12 protein-coding genes and 1 riboswitch are annotated in these 16,593 nt (G+C 35.9%); of the genes, 10 read left to right on the top strand and 2 right to left on the bottom strand.

Going from position 1 to position 16,593, the window contains the following annotated elements; all coding sequences use genetic code 11:
• Nucleotides 1–91: 91 nt before the first annotated feature.
• Entirely contained in the window at nt 92–1,885 is a 1,794-nt protein-coding gene (locus LCF45_RS16190) for a helix-turn-helix transcriptional regulator (protein WP_002167965.1), read from the bottom strand.
• 291 nt (nt 1,886–2,176) lie between these two features.
• On the opposite strand from LCF45_RS16190, the gene LCF45_RS16185 reads away from it, so the two are divergent.
• The 4 genes from LCF45_RS16185 (at nt 2,177) to LCF45_RS16170 (ending at nt 7,966) form a co-directional block, all read left to right on the top strand.
• Nucleotides 2,177–4,339 carry a serine hydrolase domain-containing protein gene (locus LCF45_RS16185; RefSeq protein ID WP_002033276.1) on the top strand — a complete coding sequence of 721 codons (2,163 nt, stop codon included), beginning with the start codon at nt 2,177–2,179 and terminating at the stop codon, nt 4,337–4,339.
• Between the two features lie 225 nt (nt 4,340–4,564).
• Nucleotides 4,565–5,041, top strand: a complete 477-nt coding sequence (gene ybaK / locus LCF45_RS16180; RefSeq protein WP_002167967.1) for a Cys-tRNA(Pro) deacylase — start codon at nt 4,565–4,567, stop codon at nt 5,039–5,041.
• Nucleotides 5,042–5,506: 465 nt separating this feature from the next.
• A riboswitch (purine riboswitch) is annotated at nt 5,507–5,610 on the top strand.
• Nucleotides 5,611–5,785: 175 nt separating this feature from the next.
• The gene (locus tag LCF45_RS16175; protein ID WP_002128267.1) at nt 5,786–6,664 is read left to right on the top strand and encodes a 5'-methylthioadenosine/S-adenosylhomocysteine nucleosidase; all 879 of its coding nucleotides are present in this window, start codon (nt 5,786–5,788) and stop codon (nt 6,662–6,664) included.
• 474 nt (nt 6,665–7,138) lie between these two features.
• A complete protein-coding gene (locus tag LCF45_RS16170; protein ID WP_002033283.1) occupies nt 7,139–7,966 on the top strand; it encodes an endonuclease I family protein in 828 nt (275 codons plus the stop codon).
• Between the two features lie 142 nt (nt 7,967–8,108).
• On the opposite strand, the gene LCF45_RS16165 is transcribed toward LCF45_RS16170, so the two are convergent.
• Nucleotides 8,109–9,539, bottom strand: a complete 1,431-nt coding sequence (locus tag LCF45_RS16165; protein WP_002013955.1) for a YfcC family protein — start codon at nt 9,537–9,539, stop codon at nt 8,109–8,111.
• 198 nt (nt 9,540–9,737) lie between these two features.
• Between LCF45_RS16165 and rraA the strand changes: the two genes are divergently transcribed.
• From rraA to LCF45_RS16135, 6 genes are all read left to right on the top strand, one after another.
• Nucleotides 9,738–10,223 carry a ribonuclease E activity regulator RraA gene (gene rraA, locus LCF45_RS16160; protein ID WP_002185379.1) on the top strand — a complete coding sequence of 162 codons (486 nt, stop codon included), beginning with the start codon at nt 9,738–9,740 and terminating at the stop codon, nt 10,221–10,223.
• 395 nt (nt 10,224–10,618) lie between these two features.
• The gene (locus LCF45_RS16155; protein ID WP_078203900.1) at nt 10,619–12,403 is read left to right on the top strand and encodes a DUF4430 domain-containing protein; all 1,785 of its coding nucleotides are present in this window, start codon (nt 10,619–10,621) and stop codon (nt 12,401–12,403) included.
• 123 nt (nt 12,404–12,526) lie between these two features.
• The gene (locus tag LCF45_RS16150; RefSeq protein WP_078203899.1) at nt 12,527–13,333 is read left to right on the top strand and encodes a DUF4430 domain-containing protein; all 807 of its coding nucleotides are present in this window, start codon (nt 12,527–12,529) and stop codon (nt 13,331–13,333) included.
• A gap of 23 nt (nt 13,334–13,356) precedes the next feature.
• Nucleotides 13,357–14,235 carry an energy-coupling factor transporter transmembrane component T gene (locus tag LCF45_RS16145; RefSeq protein WP_033713217.1) on the top strand — a complete coding sequence of 293 codons (879 nt, stop codon included), beginning with the start codon at nt 13,357–13,359 and terminating at the stop codon, nt 14,233–14,235.
• Nucleotides 14,208–15,869 carry an ABC transporter ATP-binding protein gene (locus tag LCF45_RS16140; RefSeq protein WP_263892970.1) on the top strand — a complete coding sequence of 554 codons (1,662 nt, stop codon included), beginning with the start codon at nt 14,208–14,210 and terminating at the stop codon, nt 15,867–15,869. The genes LCF45_RS16145 and LCF45_RS16140 overlap by 28 nt, the downstream gene beginning before the upstream one ends.
• A complete protein-coding gene (locus LCF45_RS16135) occupies nt 15,842–16,543 on the top strand; it encodes an ECF transporter S component (RefSeq protein WP_002167975.1) in 702 nt (233 codons plus the stop codon). Before LCF45_RS16140 ends, LCF45_RS16135 begins: the two co-directional genes overlap by 28 nt.
• Nucleotides 16,544–16,593 lie beyond the last annotated feature (50 nt).

Here is a 16,593-nt window from a genome sequence, read left to right as displayed (position 1 = left end):
CTCCTTAATAAGTTTTTTACAAAGTATAACAAATGATTTTTGAAATATCAATATTTTCAGTTTTGAGAGAAACATATTAATTTTACAGTACCTACAGAATGTTTTCCGTTCGTGCCATTTTAATTGCTTCTTCACGGTTGTTGACACCAAGCTTTGAGTAGAGATTTGAACAGTAATTCCGAATCGTTCCCTCCGATAAAAGCAGTTTAACGGCAATTGATTTGTAGCGTAGCCCGTTTGATAGATGCTCTAAAATTTCCATTTCGCGTTTTGTAAGTCCGTACGGGTAAGTTTGTTTAGTCAATCTGATTTTTTCTAATTGCTCACGTTGACGTTTCATTTCCTCAAAAACTCGCGTAGCAACCGATTGGTCAATCCAAGTTCCTCCGTTATAAATAAGTTTCAAAACTTCGTTCATTTCCTGTGGATGAATAGATTTCAACATGTATCCTTCAGCGCCATGCTCTAGTGCAGTTGCTGCTTGTAAGGAATCTTCAAACGTTGTCATAAGAACAATCTTCATATTAGGCCACCGTTGTTTCATTTCAAGTAAAGCTTCAATACCATTCATTTCTGGCATTTGAATATCCATTAGTACAATGTCAGGCTGTAACTGTTCACACTGTTCTAATGCTTTAAGTCCGTCTTGTGCTTTACCAACAACAGTAAAATTCGCGTGTTGTTCTAAAACTTGCTCTAAACTATTCGTAATAAGTGCCTGATCATCGACCACCAATAAGCGGATTGTGTCATGTACAAGCTCTATTTGCAATGGAATATTACAAATGATGAATGTTCCTTGCTCAGCACTAGAATGAACCGATAATGTACCGTGAAATTGTTCAAGTCGCTCCTTCATTCCACTGAGTCCAAAGCCAAATTGAATTTCTTCCATTCCAATACCGTTATCTTCAATTTGTAATCGAAGCTGTTGTCCATCGAAATGCAATTGAACAGATATAGCGCTCGCTTTGCCGTGTCGAACCGCGTTTGTTAAAGATTCTTGAAGGCAACGATATAAACAAAAACTGATTTTTTGGATAACGAGAGTTTCACTACCAATTACACGGAATGTAACGGTTGTACCTGTTGATTTCATAAAGTCTTTTGTTAATTGTTGCAACGATTCACTTAATAAGTTGTTTAATGGATTATGAGATAGCTCGTGTAGATGTTTTCGGATGTCATCTAAACTATGCTGGGCAATACCGATAAGTGAATCAATCTTTTTAAACTGTGAATCTGGTACTGATGATCGTAGTGATTCGACACCGACGATGAGCGAGGTAAGCGTATGACCAATCGTGTCATGTAGCTCATGTGACAGCCGATTACGCTCTTCTATAAGGGTAAGCTCCTCAATCCTCTTAATATGTTGTTCTAGCAATAGCTTTTGCTCTTCAATAATTTGAGATTGCTTATGATACTGAATTAGTATATTAAAAGCAATGCCAATGGCAAAACCAAGACTGCAACTAACGATAAGCTCGTATGGAAGGCGGTGGGCAATCCAAGCGTTCAATGCTGGAAATACGAATCCGCAAAAAATACCAGTCCATATATAATTTTTTTGGTTGCTACATAAACCAATAACGATTACGAGTAGAACGAAAGACCAAAGTAATTTCGGAGCTACGTATGCTAAATAAAGATAGAAGCAGCCCGCGGCGATAATATCGACTGCAGGGTACCAGCCTTTTTTTTTATAACGGATCATTAATGGAACAAGATAAACGACGAAAGCAAGAGAAAGCACAATCAAAACTGACGTATTAATTAATGGTGGAAATATAAAATTAGCACCGATAATAACGAATAGCCAAAACGTTCGTACTAATATAAATATCCAATCGTACCAAAACCATTTTTTTGTGAATGAGAACATAAATTATGCACACCTACTTGTATTTTTGGAGTAATTATCTAGCGATTCAGACTTATCATGTAACATAACTTTCAATTCGTCAATAGAAAGAAGGGGAGAAGATTAGAAGCACAGTCTGTAAAGTATGTCATATGAGACAGTTGACAATTTATCACATGAATCATGTGACAGACTTGCGGACAGTGTCATGAAAAAATTAAATCATTTCGTCACTATTCTATTTAACAATATCGGAGTTAAGGTGAGTGTGTGAAGCAATAGAAAAATTCAAAACAATAGGAGCGATGCATTATGAAATCATTCATCATTAAAAAAGGAACTGCACTTACCTTAACAGCAACTATATTAGTTGGAGCGCTAGCAATACCTTCTTATGGAAACATACAAGCGGTGAATAAAAAGACATCAACCGAGCAAGCTGTCGATAAAGCTGCCGATACGAAAAATATTCCAGGGGTCATTGTTACTGTGAAAAATGGAGAGGCAAGTTGGTCATATGCTTCAGGTGAAGGGAATATTGAGAGAAATCATAAAGTAGATGCTGATTCTGCTTTTAGAATCGGGAGCACAACGAAGTCGTTTGTGGCTACAGTAATGTTGCAGCTTGCGGGAGAGAAGAAGCTAAGTCTTGATGATACGGTAGAGAAATGGTTGCCAGGACTTATAAAAGGGAAAGGCTATGATGGTAACAAAATTACAATTCGTCAATTATTAAATCATACAAGCGGAATTGCAGATTACTTGACTCCAGATCTTAAAGCGAAATTAATAGAGAATCCAAGTGAGAATTATAGATCGGAACAATTAATTTCCCGTGCCTTAGAATTAGAACCGGTAAAAGGCTGGTCATACTCGAATACGAATATGGTTATTGTAGGATTGATTATTCAGAAGATAACAGGGGAATCATATGCCGAGCAGATAAAAAAACGAATTATTGAACCTCTTAGTTTAAAAGAAACGGTCCTTCCTGGAAGTTCGATGGATATTCCGAAAAAAAATGCCCGTGGCTACTTGAATACGGGAGATAAATTAGTAGATATTACTTTGTTTAATCCATCATTTGCTAATGCTAGTGGTGAAATGATTTCGACAGGAGAAGATATGACAACGTTCTTCCATGCCTTATTAAGTGGTAAACTACTGACACCGGAGATACAGAAGGAAATGGTGACTAACACAGTTGATACCCCATTAGGAAAGTATGGGCTTGGCATTCACGCAACAAAATTGCCAGACGGTACTGAAGTATGGGGACATGGTGGTGGTATTCCTGGTTTTACTAACTTTGCTGGTGGAACGGAAGATGGTCAACATGTTATCTCGATAAACATTAATGTATTAGGAGCGGAAAAACAGATTAGCAATATTTTAGCTTCAGAATTTGCAGCAAAATCAAAAAAGGAACCTACGGATAAGGAAAAGAAAAGTAAGCATAGAGAAGAAGTTAAATACGTAATGGATCGAGTAGTAACGAATAAAAAAATCCCAAGTGTTATAGCTGGCGGATTAAAGGATGGAAAACGGTGGTCTTACGCTACAGGGACGGCAAGTTATGAAATACCACGCCCAGTGGAACCGAATTTTTCATTCCGTATCGGAAGTATCACTAAGGCATTCACAGCTTCTGTTGTACTGCAATTGGCTGAAGAGAAACAATTAAACCTTGATGATTCAGTCGAAAAATGGTTGCCAGGAGTCGTACAGGGTAACGGATATGATGGAAATAAAATTACAATTCGTCAGTTGTTGAATCATACAAGTGGAATTGCAACCAATATAGATAAGGATATGCGAGATTTTACACTGCCCCAAAACCCATTTCGTTACTATAGTACCGATGAACTTATCAGTTTAGCACTTGCAAAGCCGCCTGTATTTGCACCAGGGGAGGGCTGGGACTATTCGAACACAAATACTGTTATAGCTGGGAAGATTATTCAAAAGGTAACAGGAGATACGTATGCGAAGCAAATTAGAAAAAGATTCATTGAGCCACTGGGGTTAAAAGAGACATTCGTAATGGAAGCAAGTTCGCACATACCAGGTGAACATGCTAATGGGTATAATATGGACAGATCGGGTCGTTTATATGATTTGACAGAAATAAATCAGTCATGGGCGAATGCAGCTGGAGATATGGTTTCAACAGTGAAAGATTTGACTACCTTCTTCAGTGCACTGTTGGGCGGAAAGCTTCTAAATCAAGAGCTAATGGATCAGATGTTCAAAACAGTAGATTCACCTATAGGTAAGGTTGGACTAGGAATTTATGAAGAAAAAACACCGGACGGACAATCATATTGGGGGCATGCTGGTGGGACTTATGGATTTGAAACGAGGGTCGGTGGACCAATTGGAGGAGAGCATATTTTAGTAACTGCTATCAATGCAGTAGGTCCGGAGGTTATTGAGGGGAGGGATAAAATATTTAATAATGAGTTTGGACGTTAAATGTAAAACCGACATCAAGCCTTTTATTTGAAGGTGAGAGTCGGTTTTCTTTTTGCTCTCTTAGTACCTTTAAGTTGAGGATGTTTAGAGTCAAAATCTAATAATTAAAGTTTTAATTTAAATTGAACAATATGTGAAGTTTTGTAGGAGAATTTGAAAAAGGTGTATAATAAAAGGAAAATTAATGATATGAAATAAATTTCTATGTATTAAAAGGAGAGCGTCATGAAAAAAGATAAAACAAATGCGATGCGAATATTAGATAAAGAAAAAATTGAATATTCGATGATGTCATATGATCCGGACGATGGGAAAATTGATGGCGTATCAGTTGCTGGGAAAATTGGTAGAGAAGTGAGAGAAGTATATAAAACACTTGTCGCTCAAGGGAATAGTAAGGATTATCATGTGTTCATTATCCCAGTAGATGAGGAACTAAATTTAAAAGCAGCCGCAAAGGCGGTCGGTGAAAAGAAGATAGAAATGATCCCTGTTAAAGATATTACGAAAGTTTCAGGGTATATTCGCGGTGGTTGTTCACCAGTAGGAATGAAGAAATTATTTTCTACATGTATTGATGAAAGTGCCCAATCACTTGAAACAATCATTGTAAGCGGCGGGAAAATCGGCGTGCAAATTGAGCTTAAAGTTGAAGATTTGATGAAAGTGACGAGAGCGCAGTTTGGAGAAGTAACGAAATAAATAGTGAAATTAAAAGGGATATAGAATCCTTACATATTTGAAAAAAGAAGTGCTAGTAAACCAGTGAATTTGAAATACAATCCTTATTAAGGCTTACTTTCTAAAGAACACTTTAATTTAAATCCCACAGCATATTTATAATATGTTGTGGGATTTTTCTATTTGAACCTCTAAAATTGAACAACTTCATTATTTTTAAAATAACGTGTATTGAAGGGAAAAGATAAAACTTTTAGTAGGTATAACGTTATATCACTTCAAAGAGAACTCATTGTACGCCATATTTTTGATAAATGAACTAATTATAGTTTAGTACATGGATTTCAAGTTTTAACGTTTTAATACATCGAAAAACAATTATTTTCATTTTTATACTATTAAAAAACGAACATTTTTATAGATTTAAATAAAAATGTTCATATTTTTGTTGTTTATTCACTAATAGTTTGTTATATTATCAATATAATAATTTTAAATAACATCACTCGTATATACTCGGTAATATGGTCCGAGCGTTTCTACCTAGTTCCCAATGAAAGAACTGGACTACGGGTTAAAGTATTCGGTCGTTCGGTGTATTGAGCCGCTACCGTTCTATAATTTAGCAATGGCCTTATCTTTTGCTTAATTAACTTTGACTACCGTAGTTCTAGAAAGTAGAGATTTTTCTACAATTTCTAGAGCTTTTTTCTTTGGACCAAAACATCGAGTATAGAAAACAACAAGAGAAAGAGGAGATTATTTATGAAGAAGAATACGTTGAAAAAATGTGCTGCCCTAGTAACTACTGTTGCATTGTCATTCTCAATACTTGCGGGATGTAATGCGGGTCCGAAACAAGTTGAGGCAAAAAGTAATCAAAAACCAATCTTAATTCAAGGTCCAATGCCAATAGAAGCTGAAAAATTTGCAAAAAGGTTAAAAAATGTGAAAGAAGAAAAATCTGGAACTTTTACCTTTTATAAAGGAACTGTAGACAATTATCCTGTAATCGTTGCGAAAACAGGTAAAGGAATGGAAAATACAGCAGCCGCTACAGCAGTGGCTATTGAAAAATATAAGCCTATAGCGATTATTAACCAAGGAACATCAGGTGGACATGATCCTAATTTAAACGTATTTGATATTGTTTTAGGAAAACAAGTCGCGAATATAGGGTCATTAAAAACAACAAATATGGATGAGAACCAAGGGATTGAACCGGCAAAATGGATATCTATGGACTTAATGGCTTCTGAAGGAAGTGCAGGAGAAGATCCAAATGCTGAGAAAATCCGATACTATGAGGGAGATAAGGATTTACTTGCAGCAGCTAATGCAGTGAAAGATAAATATACAAAAGGTAAAGTGGTGGAAGGTACTATAGGTTCAGCAGACGTTTGGAATAATGAAGTTGATAGAATTAAATGGTTCCATACAAAATACGGTACATCTGTAGAAGAAATGGAAGGTGCAGCAGCAGCGCAAATCGCAAAAGCTTATGACGTACCATTCTTAGGGATTCGCGTATTATCTAACAATAAAACAAACGGCGGAAAATACAACCCAAATACCGCAGCGGCAAATCAAGAATATGTATATGAAGTAGTTAAAAAGTATATAGATTCGATACCAAATAAATAGTAGTAGTTCTGTCTCAATATAAAAATGTTATCATTACTGCACAATGTGTTGTGAACTCAGAATTACCAAAGTTTCTTTAATTAAAATAGATTGGTGCCTTACATGGTATCCAATCTATTTTTGTACTTATTCTACAGAGGAAGAAGGGTTTTACACAAAAAATAAAGACAGTTATAGAAAAAAGAAAAGTCGAACGATTTATCAAATATGCATAATTGCATAAAAAAATTGAAATTTATAAGTTAACATTAAACTACTTTTTAATTGTAAAGAATATTTTAATAATCTTTACTAGAGAAGGATATTCCTTGTGAAAAGTAGATAAACAAAAAGTGTGGAAATAATACAGACTCAATAGAGTTTTGTATTAAATAAAAAGAAAAGGATGGGTATGGCTTTCTAAAAGTTTTTGGGAGCTAGAAAGCATTTTTTAGTTAATAGCTTCAAATTATATTTTAAAGGGGAAATGGGTATATGAAGTTTAGAAATACAAGGCTTGCTATGGTTACACTATCTTCATTTTTTATTTTAGGTACTGCATCTCTATCATTCACAGATATCATACACGGTGAAGTAGCTTCTGCATCACCACAAGAGATTATTGTAAAAAGCTATGACGATACATATTATAATAATGCAATAGGAAAAATGGGTTTAGAATTAAAGAAGGAACTTCATAATATTATTGATGATCATACAAAGTTATCATACAGTGCGGTTTGGGAAGCACTAAGAGATACTGATGAAGATCCAAATAATAAAAACAATGTGCTACTCTTATATACTGGGCGTTCGCAAGGGAAACTTACGAATGGTTCAGGAGTTGATAATTGGAACCGAGAGCATGTTTGGGCAAAATCTCACGGTGATTTTGGAACGACTGCAGGAGCTGGAACAGATTTGCATCATTTAAGAGCGACGGATGTATCTGTAAATAGCTCACGTGGAAATCTGGATTTTGATAATGGTGGTGTGAATCATTCAGAAGCGACAGAATGTAAGTACGATAGTGATTCTTGGGAACCTCGTGATAGTGTAAAAGGAGATATCGCTAGAATGCTATTTTACATGGCTGTTCGTTATGAAGGAGACAACGGCGAAATAGACTTAGAATTAAATGAAAAGGTGAATAACAATAAAGATCCATACATGGGTAAACTATCCGTTTTACTAAAATGGAATGAACAAGACCCTGTCGATGATTTAGAGCGAAAGCGTAATGAAGTGATTTTTACGAAATATCAACATAATCGTAATCCTTTTATTGATCATCCAGAATGGGTAAATAAAATTTGGAATTAAAATATTTAAAGGTATTTTGCTTTGAGAGAAGGGATTGATCACTATGATCAATCCCTGTTTATATCTATACTAGAATAAGTGATTTTTATAGGATTGGAGAATAGAATAGATATTTTATTAAGTTAAGTATAATATGATTCTTTTAATACGGTCCCCACTCAATATTCACGCCAACAATAAGAAAAATAAGTCCAATGATAAACCAAATGAATGCAAGTGGAGCCATGAAGCGAATCCATTTTCCATAAGAAATGCCGCTCGCTGCGAGAACGCCCATTAAAACACCGGAAGTTGGATTGAGGCAGTTCACTACACCTTCTCCAAGCATAACAGCCTGTACTGTAACTTGGCGTGTAATATGCATGAAATCGGCTAATGGAGCTAATATCGGAATGAAAATAACAGATTCTCCTGTCCCGGATGAAATGAGGAAATGTAATGCGGCACTACTTACATACATGCCGAGAACGCCAAATACAGGGCTATGTCCTTCGAGAGACTGTGCGAGTTGATTAACGATTGTATCAAGTAATTTGCCTTGTTCTAAAATGACTGAAATACAACGAGCCATTCCGACGATCAAAGCACCGTATATGAGATTTTGGCAGCCTGCTAGAAAAGTAGAAGCGATATCGTTTGCTTTCATACCACCTATTATTCCCGCTGTAATTGCTATGAATATAAAAGTAGCGGTCATTTCTGCGTCCGTCCAATGTAGACGAAAAGCGCCTATTAAAAATGCAATTAATGATAAAGCTGAAACGAGTAAAATTAATTTATGACGTATTGTCCAAGGAACTTCTGTTTTCTCTGTTTCTTTCTCACTTGAAAGAGCATTACTTGGAAACCAGTTATCTCCGAGTATGCTTCCTTTATTCGATTTTTTTAAGCGTTTTACATACCAATTAATATACAAAATGGTAGCAATTAAAAAAGAGATATAAATTGCCGTACGTAAACCAATTCCTGAAAACATCGGGAGTTCTGCGATTTTTTGTGAAATGCCTAAAGGTGAGGGAGATAAAATAGTAGCATTAAAACCAGCATAAGTGCCTAAATAAATAATTGCTACGCCGACGATAGCGTCCCATTTTAATGTGCGTGCAACGATGATGCCGATGGGGATAAAGCCGATAACTGAGTTCACGATAATACCAGTCGTTCCGAGAATAGAAAAGAGTGCGGCGACAATACAAATGAAAAGTAATTGCTGATTCCGAAATTTGTTAATTACATGATAGATTAAACCGTCAAGAGCACCTGTTTTTTCAAGAATTGCAATGGCTCCACCTGTAAATAAAATTAAGAAGATGATAGGAGCAGCAAGTGTCATTCCTTTTTCAATAGCGGTAAAAAAAGAAACAAACCCTACCGGCGATTGTGGAACAGAATGATAACTTCCTGGTATTGTCGTTGTAACAGTACCGTTTGTGACTCTTTTAAATTCTCCAGCAGGAACGAAATATGTAGCTATTGCACAAAGTAAAGCAATAAAAAATAGTAGTACGTACGCGTCAGGCATTTTAAACTTTCGTTTACTAGGCTGTTTTTTTGCCTCGGTCTGTAATTGCATAAAACCCCTCCTTTTTCACTTGGTTAATTTTTAATATTCTGAAATTTATCTGTGAAATAGATTATAATAAAGGTGGCTTCTTAAGGCAATAGTTTTTCTGTCCTTTTCTTACACATACAAATTGTTGCAACATTAGACAGGGAAACGAAAAAAATCCAAGAATATGTAATATAAAAGGAAAAGAAAAGAGGGAAAGAGATGTGGAAAACTACGGATCTATGTGATGAATTTGAAAAGGAATTACAAATATGTCGCCAGTCTTTTCAATCTTATGGGAAGAAAGAACAATTCTATGGAAAAATCGCAACGGTAAAAGTGAAGGATGATAATGTACTAGTAAAAGAGGGGTTACAAACACTGCCAGAAGGAACAGTATTAGTTGTTGATAGCGGAGCTTCTAAAAATTGCGCGTTACTCGGTGATAATTTAGCAGCTATTGCGGAAGAAAGAAACTTAGCAGGAATTATTGTAAATGGATATGTTCGTGATTCTAGTGAATTAAAAAATATTAATATTGGTATTTTAGCGTTAGGGACGATGCCAAATAGAAGTGTAAAAGAAGGAAAAGGAGAGCGAAATATTCCGGTGCAATTTGGTGAAGTTGAATGGAAACCGAATGAATATGTTTATGTAGATGAAGATGGAATTATTGTTAGTGATAAAAGCTTACATAGTGAGGGATGACTTCTAATAATGGAAGGCTATTAAGCTATTATTCTTAGAAAATAAATCCGATAAAGCATGGACAAAATTCTTTGTCAATAGTAAAATAATACAGAAAATCAAAATTTGTAGAATGTATAGGTTTATCGTATTTACGATAAAGTGAAATTTTAATCAGTGGGGATTTTGTTCATCCCACTGATTATTAGCCTTCACCAATCGGGCATTTACGGGCAGTTGATCCCTACCTAACTTCTTTGCTTTCGTTGAATTTGAGGTGGGGGTCTTACTGCTCGTTAATGCGGGTAGGAGGTGTTGTACATTTTTGTTCGACACTTACAAAAAGAGAGTGTCAACCGCATACCCTTAAAGGGTCTTTTTTTGTGTGAATGTTAGTAAAGGGAGGGAATTTTGGGATGGCAATGTTAAAGAAATGGCTGCTTACATCATTAATGGCAGTGGCACTTGTATTTGTTTCTTTTGCGAATACAGTACATATTACGTTTGCTGAAGGAAAGACAGCGAAACTTGCAATTATTGGTGAATCACAAAAAGGAATTATGTTATGTCCGAAAGAAGTTTCCATTGAAGATGGAGAAACAGCTTTTAGTTTGCTACAAAAAGTTATGGGTGACAAAGTAACATCTGAAAGTATGTCATTTGGAACGTATATAAAGGGCATCGATGGATTAATGGCCGGAGCAACGAGCGGTTGGTTGTATGATGTAAATGATAAATCTGCAGAAGTTGGGGCGGATAGTTATAAATTAGAGTCTGGGGATGTTGTTGCATTTCGTTACGTTGCAGACTGGAGCAATATGAGTCAACAAACGTTGCAACAAACGTTAGATAAATTTGGCACTTGTAAAACTGTAGAAGAGCCAAAACCAGAGGAACCGAAAACAGAAAAGCCAGATGGTAAACCAGAGGAATCGAAAACAGAAAAACCAGATGGTAAGCCAGAAGAACCGAAAACAGAAAAGCCAGATGGTAAACCAGAGGAACCGAAAACAGAAAAACCAGATGGTAAACCAGAAGATAAAGTAACAGAACAACCAAAGCAAGAGAAAGTCGAAATTCCAGCAGCACAATTAAACGAAGCGATTTCTAAAACGTCAGAAAAGATGTTACAAGATGGAATTGGTAGTGATTGGGTTGCGATTGGACTTGCTCGTTCAGGTGTAAATGTTCCGCTTGAAACGAAAATAAACTATGTTAAGCCAGTAGCTGAAAAGGTTAAGAAGCGTTTAAATCGTTTTTCAGCAACAGATTTAGCTAGAACGATTATTATGATGAATGCAATGAATGTCGATCCTACAAAGGTAGAGGGACAAAATTTAGTACAAAATTTATTTGAATCAGATAAAGTGAATTCCGTTACAGGATACGCATTTACATTACTTGCATTAGATACAAAGAAATATGAGATTCCGGCCGAAGCAAAATGGAACCGAGCTGCTTTAGTACAAGCACTTTTACAAGCGCAGCATACAGACGGTGGCTGGACATATGATAGTTCAAGTAGTAAAGAAAGTGCTAGTAACGTTGATGTAACAAGTATGGTATTAGCAGCGTTAGCTCCTTATCAAGATCAAGCAGATGTAAAGCCAGCTATTCAAAAAGCTGTTGATTATTTATACAAGCAGCAGCTAGGTAATGGTGGTTTTGTCGCTGATGGACAAGAGAATTCTAATAGTACTGCACAAGCAATTATTGGACTATCGCTAGTTAAAGATGTAGATCAAGCTCGTCTTAATAAAGCAGTACAAAATTTAATGTCATACCAACTTCCAAATGGTGAGTTCAAATGGTTACCAAGTGATCAAAAAGGTAGCGGAATGGCTACAGAGCAAGCATTTTTAGCTTTACTTCAGTTTAAAGATCTTGGGAAATCGATTTATGATTGGTCAAATGTAGTAGAGAATGAAATTGATACGAAACCAATTGTAGAGCCAGAGACAACTGTAGAAGAAAAAGAAGTTGTAGAACAGCCGAAACAACAAGAAGAGTTACAAAAACAACCAAAAGATGAAAATCTAAAAGTTGTTGTAGATAACGAACGAGTTAATAAAGAAACAAACAAGAATAAGAATCAATTACCACAAACAGGAGCGTCTTCTCATAGTGCAGCTACACAAGTAGGTATGGGTGTATTATGTATCGCTTCTGCATATGTATTATGGAGACGTAAAGCAGCTTAACAAAAATTAGGAGCAATCATTTGCTCCTAATTTTATTATAAAAGTGAGGGCTAATAATGAGTGGGGATGAACAAAATCTCCACTCATTAAAGTTTCACTTTAATATGAAAGGTGAGGGACAGCATGAGTAAGATGAAATGGTTCATTTCTTTAGTTCTTTCATTGGGATTATTAGCCGGATGTGAAGAAACGGCTGTAAAACCTGAGAAGAAGGCAGAACCGAAGCAAGAAGAGCAAAAAGAAGTAGCGAAACAGGAAGAACAAAAAGATGTACCGAAACCAGAAGAGAAGCAAGCTGAACCGGAACAGAAACAACAAGAAGAGCAGAAAGATAAACAAGAACAAAAAGTAGAAGAGAAACCGAAAGAAGAAAAAGCGCAGGAACAACCTGAAGTAAAGAAAGAAGAGAAACCAAAGGAACAGCCTGCTGCAAATAAACAACCAGAGCAACAAAAAGTACAAGAAGAGAAACCCCAGCAGCCGAAAGCACCTGAAGTAAAAGAAGAAGCAAAGGTTGTGAATCAGCCCAAAGAAACACCGAAGCAGGAGCAAAAGAAAAATCCAGAAGAGAACAATAATCTACCAGCTCCGCCAACACCGGTACCACCAGATGTAGTACCAGTACCTAAAGCAAAACAAGTTACTATCTCCGTAAAAGGAAATGAAGGGTACTTATTAGGTGCGAAAAAGGTTGATGTACAAGAAGGCGACACAGTTTACAGTGTGCTCACGGGCACAGGATTAGAGATTGATGCAATGGGCTCTAAAGGTGATATTTATGTAAAAGGTATTAATAATTTATACGAGAAAGATATTACTGCTACTAGTGGCTGGAAATATCGTGTGAACGGTGCTTTTCCAAACTATAGTGCTGGTGTAGTTAAAGTAAAACCAGGCGATACAATCGAGTGGGTGTTTGTATTAAAATAGGAAAGGATCTTCGGTAAAGGACTATGAAAATAAGCTTTTCTTCTTTACATCCTTTTGTTAATTTTTTCTATTATATTGGGGTGATGATACTATGTATGATGTGTCTTCATCCTCTTTTTTTAATTGGAGCGATTATACTAATTATAATCTTAAATATAGTACAGGGAAATGGTGAGAAAATAAGAAAGATGCTACCTAGTACTATCGTATTCTTTTTGATGGTTATTTTATTTAACTCTTTATTAACGCATAGAGGAGCGACTACGTTATTTTATTTAGGAGATAGCCGGATTAAGCTTGAGGCCTGTATGTATGGACTTGTTATGGGTTTATTATTAGTTGCGATTATGTTTACGTTTGCTTCTTATAACGATATTATTTCGAGTCATAAATTTTTATATTTATTTTCAAGAATTTCACCGAAAGTAGCATTGTTAACGATGATTACAGTGAGGTTTGTTCCTTTGTTTATTAGGCGGTTAAAGAAAATTACACTCGTCCAAAAAACGAAAGGTGTGCAATTAGATTCAGGTTCACTCATTGAGCGTATAAAAAATGGAATGAAATTACTGCAAGTGTTATTAGTTTGTTCGTTAGATGATGCACTACAAACAGCAGATTCTATGCAAGCTCGTGGGTTTGGTGTAACGAAACGTACGACATATATTCGATATAGAATGGAAAGACGTGATTTGTATACGCTAAGTTATTTAGTTTTTCTATTAATAACTTCATTTATATTTAGTTATTATGGCGGAGGGAAATTGATTATCTATCCGAAAGTGGAATCAATACTGTTCCAGCAATACGATGGAATTATGTTTATATTATTTATGATGTTTGTTAGTTTACCAATTATGATGGAAGGAAGGGAATGGATATGGTGGCGCATGCAGAAATGAAGAATTTATCATTTATATATATTGATGAAAATGAAGAAGCGTTACAGCATATTTCTCTTTCTGTTCAAAAAGGAGAATTTATAGTACTTGCTGGCGGTTCAGGTTCTGGGAAGACAACTTTATTAAAACATTTTAAAAAGGAGTTACTTCCAATTGGCACGCGTTCTGGACATACATATTATGATGGTGCTTTATTAGAAGAAGTACCAGATTTATTATCTGCCCAAGAAATTGGTATGGTATTTCAAAATCCAGAAAATCAGATCGTAATGGATACCGTTATTCAAGAATTAGCATTCTCTTTAGAAAATATCGGATTACCATCACATATTATTCAACAAAGAATAGCGGAACTCATTAGCTTTTTAGGATTTCAAGATTTGTTACATCAATCTGTTCATACTTTATCTGGTGGTCAAAAACAACTTGTAAATTTAGCTGCGGTGTTAGTCATGCAGCCGAAACTATTATTACTGGATGAACCGACAGCACAACTAGATCCGATTGCTGCGAAAGAGTTTTTAGGATTATTAAAACGTATTAATGAAGAACTTGGAATTACGATTATTTTAAGTGAACATCGTTTAGATGAAGTTATACCGCTCGCAACACGCGTTGTTTGTATGGATAATGGCAGAATCATTTATGATGGTACTTCTAAAAGTGTGATAGCGAACATGTGGAAAGTAGAAAAATTTCGTCCATTCATTCCGCAAATTCCAAGATTGTTTTTAGAGTGGAATGTGAAAGAGATTCCATTTACAGTGCGAGAAGCACAAATGAAAATGAATGATTTTTCAGCGATATCATATAGGAATGGGCAAGTAGAACAATGTGAAAAGCGAGATGTAATTTTAAGTGCAGAACATATATCTTTTCAATATGAAAAAAATAGTCCACTTATTTTACGAGATTTAACAGTGAACATCGAAAAGGGAAAATGGACAGCTCTAGTTGGGAAAAACGGAACCGGGAAGTCTACACTGTTAACGATTTTAGCAGGATTGCAAAAAGCTAGAAGAGGTAAGGTAAAGTGGAATGGGAAAGTGGTACATAAAATTGATTCGAAAGAACGATTTAAAAGTATAGGGTACGTATCGCAATATCCGTACTATCATTTTACTTTTGATACAGTATGGGAAGAGGTTTATGAGCGTGCGCGTGAATTATATGGTGAAGAGGGAAAAACAATAGCAGAAGAAATGTTGAAAAAGTTCTGGTTAGATTCACTTAAAGAGCGCCATCCACATGATTGTAGCGGCGGAGAGCAACAATTACTCGCATTATGTACAACGTTATTATCAAAGCCAACTTTATTATTACTTGATGAGCCGACAAAGGGACTAGATCCATGGAAAAAGGAAAGAGTAGGAGAGCTATTTAAACAGTTGCAAAAAGAAGGTACAACAATTGTAATGGCAACGCATGATATTGAGTTTGCAGCGAAATACGTTGATCAGTGCATGATGTTATTTGACGGGAAAGTCATTATGAATGATGCACCGAAAGAGTTCTTTAGTGGTAACTTCTTTTATACAACATCTATTAATCGATTCATTCGTAGAGAGTTGCCATTTGCATTAACGTGGGAGGATGTGTACGAAGCGTGTCCAAACGATATGTTGCATTCATAATATTTATTTTTGCTGTTGTAATATGTACACTACTCTTTACGACTTTTATTATGGACGGGTATTACATGGTAAGTAGTTTGTTTTTATTAGCTGTCATTATGTTACCTTTCTATGTTCGTTTTGAAAGGAAGGCGTTTGTTTCACGTGAAATTGTTATCGTTGCTGTGTTAGCGGCGATTGCAGCGGTTAGCCGGGTACCATTTTCTATTTTACCAAGTGTACAACCGACTTCTTTTGTCATTATCGTTTCTGCAATTGTTTTTGGGAGTGAAACTGGCTTTATGATTGGGGCAACGGCGGCTATTGTATCTAATATTTTTTTAGGACAAGGTCCGTGGACGCCGTGGCAAATGTTCTCTTGGGGCATGATCGGGTTTATAGCAGGACTATTACGTAATACATTTTTAATGAAAAAACTGTGGGGAAGACTGTTGTACGGATTTGCCGTTGGATTTCTATTTGGCTGGATTATGAATTTTTGGGGTCTTCTTGGTTTTATACAGGAAGCAACGTGGGAAACAGTTATTGCTTACTATGTCGCAAGTTTTTACTTTGATCTGAGTCACGCGATATCGAATGTTATTTTCCTTCTGCTATTTAGTACGTCATGGATTACGATCCTCACAAGATTTAAAAAGAAATACGGTATATTAGATGAGCATAACGTGACATAGAAAAGCATACTCATATAAGGTAGGGTCGCGACTTACATATTCGTTTGCCT

This window comes from Bacillus sp. 41-22 (assembly GCF_025809295.1).
Classification (GTDB): domain Bacteria; phylum Bacillota; class Bacilli; order Bacillales; family Bacillaceae_G; genus Bacillus_A; species Bacillus_A mycoides.
The sequence above is the reverse complement of the archived record's forward strand: the minus strand, read 5'-3'. Positions and strand labels throughout refer to the sequence as shown.

Excerpts from the sequence above, each read along its gene's own strand:
- LCF45_RS16140 (WP_263892970.1), top strand. The coding sequence starts at position 14,208 with ATGGATATGGTGGCGCATGCAGAAATGAAGAATTTATCATTTATATAT.
- LCF45_RS16190 (WP_002167965.1), bottom strand. The coding sequence starts at position 1,885 with ATGTTCTCATTCACAAAAAAATGGTTTTGGTACGATTGGATATTTATA.
- ybaK (WP_002167967.1), top strand. The coding sequence starts at position 4,565 with ATGAAAAAAGATAAAACAAATGCGATGCGAATATTAGATAAAGAAAAA.
- LCF45_RS16155 (WP_078203900.1), top strand. The coding sequence starts at position 10,619 with ATGGCAATGTTAAAGAAATGGCTGCTTACATCATTAATGGCAGTGGCA.
- LCF45_RS16185 (WP_002033276.1), top strand. The coding sequence starts at position 2,177 with ATGAAATCATTCATCATTAAAAAAGGAACTGCACTTACCTTAACAGCA.
- rraA (WP_002185379.1), top strand. The coding sequence starts at position 9,738 with ATGTGGAAAACTACGGATCTATGTGATGAATTTGAAAAGGAATTACAA.
- LCF45_RS16165 (WP_002013955.1), bottom strand. The coding sequence starts at position 9,539 with ATGCAATTACAGACCGAGGCAAAAAAACAGCCTAGTAAACGAAAGTTT.
- LCF45_RS16145 (WP_033713217.1), top strand. The coding sequence starts at position 13,357 with ATGAAAATAAGCTTTTCTTCTTTACATCCTTTTGTTAATTTTTTCTAT.
- LCF45_RS16150 (WP_078203899.1), top strand. The coding sequence starts at position 12,527 with ATGAGTAAGATGAAATGGTTCATTTCTTTAGTTCTTTCATTGGGATTA.
- LCF45_RS16175 (WP_002128267.1), top strand. The coding sequence starts at position 5,786 with ATGAAGAAGAATACGTTGAAAAAATGTGCTGCCCTAGTAACTACTGTT.
- LCF45_RS16170 (WP_002033283.1), top strand. The coding sequence starts at position 7,139 with ATGAAGTTTAGAAATACAAGGCTTGCTATGGTTACACTATCTTCATTT.